The sequence below is a fragment of the Mycobacterium mantenii genome (assembly GCF_001667865.1).
GTDB classification, from domain to species: domain Bacteria; phylum Actinomycetota; class Actinomycetes; order Mycobacteriales; family Mycobacteriaceae; genus Mycobacterium; species Mycobacterium mantenii_A.
Genome location: NZ_LZJP01000067.1, coordinates 1 through 1,544, shown reverse-complemented (window position 1 = coordinate 1,544; position 1,544 = coordinate 1). Strand labels below are relative to the sequence as shown.

Below are 1,544 nucleotides of genomic sequence, written 5' to 3'. Positions count from 1 at the left end.
GCCGACACCACCCGGCGGCTGTCGTCGATCGATCTGCTCGGCGCATCCGAGCACGCCCGCCTCAACGAGTGGGGCAATCGGGCGGTGTTGACCCAGCCCGCACCCGCACGGGTATCGATCCCGGAATTGTTCGCCGACCAAGTGGCGCGCTCACCCGAGGCGATCGCGGTCACCTTCCAGGGTCACTCGTGGAGCTACCACGAGCTCGATGAGTCCTCAAACCGGTTGGCGCACTTGCTGTGCGACTATGGCGCCGCCCCGGGACAATGCGTGGCCCTGCTATTCCCGCGATGCCCGCAGGCCATCGTGGCGATGCTGGCCGTGCTCAAAACCGGGGCCGCCTACCTGCCGATCGACCCCGCCCTGCCCGATGCCCGGATCGATTTCATGCTCACCGACGCCGCGCCGATCGCCGCCATCACCACCACCGATCTGGCCCAGCGGCTCGACCGACACGACCTCGCGGTCATCGACATCGACGACCCCGCCGTGCGCACCCAACCCAGCGCGGCACTAGCGTCGCCGCGTCCGGACGATATCGCCTACGTGATCTACACCTCCGGGACCACCGGCGTCCCCAAGGGTGTGGCGGTCGCCCACCGCAACGTCACCCAACTCTTGGCGTCACTGGACCTCGGCTCGGCGCCGGGGCAGGTGTGGACGCAGTTCCATTCCTATGCCTTCGACTTCTCGGTCTGGGAGATCTGGGGTGCGCTACTTGGTGGTGGGCGGCTGGTCGTGGTGCCCGAAGAGGTGGCCCGCTCGCCGCAAGACTTCCACGCCTTGCTGGTCACCGAAGAGATCACCGTCTTAAGCCAGACCCCCTCGGCCTTTTATGCGCTACAACGTGCCGATGCGCTACAGCCCGCGTTAGGCAGTCAGCTAAAGCTTGAGACTGTGGTCTTCGGCGGCGAAGCGCTGGAACCACAGCGCCTCGCCACATGGCTGGTCACCCACCCGGGACTACCGCGCCTGATCAACATGTATGGCATCACCGAGACGACAGTGCATGCCTCGTTCCGGCAGATCGTCGTCGACGATGTCGAGATTAATGCCAGCCCCATCGGGGTGCCGTTGGGTCATCTTGGTTTCTTCGTTTTGGATGGATTGCTGCGGCCGGTGCCGGTGGGCGTGGTCGGGGAACTATATGTGGCGGGCCGCGGCCTGGCGTGCGGGTATGTGCGCCGTCCGGGCTTGACTGGGTCGCGCTTTGTGACGTGTCCGTTCGGTGGGGCCGGAGTGCGGATGTATCGCACCGGGGATTTGGTGCGGTGGGGTTCTGATGGGCAGCTGCGGTATCTGGGGCGTGCTGATGAGCAGGTCAAGATCCGCGGCTATCGCATCGAGTTGGGCGAGGTGCGGGCGGCATTGGCCGACCTCGACGGTATAGAGCAGGCGGTGGCGGTGGCCCGCGAGGACCGTCCCGGTGATAAGCGTTTGGTGGCCTATGTGACCGGGACTGCCGATCCGGCCAAGGTGCGCGCGCAGCTGGCTGAGCGGCTCCCGGCCTATATGGTCCCGGCGGCGGTGGTGGCGTTGGAGGC

Annotated in this window: 1 protein-coding gene; it reads left to right on the top strand. The window is 66.3% G+C overall.

From position 1 onward, the window contains the following. The coding region (locus A5688_RS10905) for a non-ribosomal peptide synthetase (RefSeq protein ID WP_120312520.1) at positions 1-1,544 on the top strand (1,544 nt) is incomplete at both ends.